General features: G+C 74.5%; 1 protein-coding gene and 1 pseudogene. One reads left to right on the top strand and one right to left on the bottom strand.

Annotation, left to right across the window (positions count from 1 at the left end):
* Window positions 1-111 (top strand): annotated as a pseudogene (locus ACZ7FF_RS44945) (IS5 family transposase); the annotation flags it as partial.
* A 461-nt stretch (window positions 112-572) separates the two neighbouring features.
* On the opposite strand, the gene ACZ7FF_RS44940 reads toward ACZ7FF_RS44945, so the two are convergent.
* Window positions 573-1,406 carry a 1-phosphofructokinase family hexose kinase gene (locus tag ACZ7FF_RS44940; RefSeq protein WP_470820549.1) on the bottom strand — a complete coding sequence of 278 codons (834 nt, stop codon included), beginning with the start codon at window positions 1,404-1,406 and terminating at the stop codon, window positions 573-575.
* Between the last annotated feature and the right edge of the window lie 82 nt (window positions 1,407-1,488).

Genomic DNA, 1,488 nt, shown 5'->3' with positions numbered 1-1,488 from the left:
ACCGGAGTCGGCCGGCCTCGCACCCGGCCCGACCGCGTCCTGGCCGACAAGGCCTACACGTCCCGCGAAAACCGCCGCTACCTGCGACGACGCGGTATATCACACACCATCCCCGAACGGCTCTGCACCACCGTCTCGGTGAGCCGCCCTGTGACTCGTGCACGCGCGCGTGGCGGGAGCAGTGCGCGGCGCCGCGGTCTGTTCCGCCAGCAGCTCGCGGGCGGACCTCAGGGAGCAGCCGCGCCTCCGTCCCGGAACCCGATCGAGGCGTACCGGCGGGCGGATGGTCCCGCCGACAGCAATCGACCGCGTGACTTCGGCCTCGTCCTTCGAGCGCCCTCTCGCCGTCGGGTTCCTGCGGGACGGCCGCGGTTCGCACGTCCTGGGAGAGGCCACGTCCCCGCCTCGGACACGTGGGGCGTCCTGGCGACTAGGCCGGCTCGTGACGCGGGGCCCGCATGGGCGTACCACCGGCGCGGAGCGCGGGCTCCTGCATTGTCCGGCAGTGAGCGATTGGCTGTGCGGTCGTCGACGACAGTGCCGGGTCCCGTGGCACGAGCCGTGCCGGAGCGTCAGGTACCGCACAGCGGCACCGGGTTCACGGTCACCGTGCCGAGCAGAGCGCGGCGCGTGGTGGGGTCGAAGTCCCCGGCGAGCGGGGCGGCCACGGCGGCGGCCGACAGGGCCACGGCCTCGACGAGCCGCTCCGGCCAGGTGCGTCCGGTGACGAGCCCGAGAGTGAGGGCGGCGACCGCCGCGTCCCCCGCGCCCGTGGGATTGCCCACGACAGGGGCGGGCGGCCGGGCCCGCCACACTCCGTCCGGGGTGTTGGCGAGGAGTCCGTCGGGGCCGAGCGAGGCGACCACCGCCCGTGCGCCGGCTGCGGCCAGTGCGGCCGCGCCCGCCGCCGGGTCGCCGCCACCGGTGGCCACGGCGAGTTCGTGGGCGTTCGGTTTGACGAGGTCCGGGCCCTCGGCGAGTGCCGCCAGCAGGGCCTCGCCGTCCGTGTCCAGGACGGTGGGCACGGCCGCGGTGCGGGCCAGGGCGACGAGCACGGCGTAGGTGTCCGCGGGCATGCCCGGCGGCAGGCTGCCGGCGAGGACGACGGCTCTCGCACCGCCGAGCAGTTCCCGGTACCGGCGGGTGAACCGCGCCCATTCGGCGGGAGTGACCCGCGGTCCGGGTTCCAGCAGGACCGTGGTGTCCCGGTCGTCGACGACGGCGACGGTTCGGCGGCTCTCCCCCTCGATCGGTACGAGGTGGTCGGCGAGGCCGGCCGAGGCGAGTTCGGCGCGCACGGCGGCGCCGGTCGGGCCCCCGGCGAATCCGGTCACGGCGATCCGGTGGCCGAGACTGTGCAGGACCCGGGCCACGTTGACTCCTTTGCCGCCGTCGGGTGTGTCCAGTCAACGGCTGATCTTGGTTGTTGAGGTTCAGTGGCTGGTGGTGGGGGTGAGGCGTCCTTCGAAGGCGATCTGGAAGGCGTTA

The organism is Streptomyces sp. NPDC037126 (assembly GCF_055605965.1).
The sequence above is the reverse complement of the archived record's forward strand: the minus strand, read 5'-3'. Positions and strand labels throughout refer to the sequence as shown.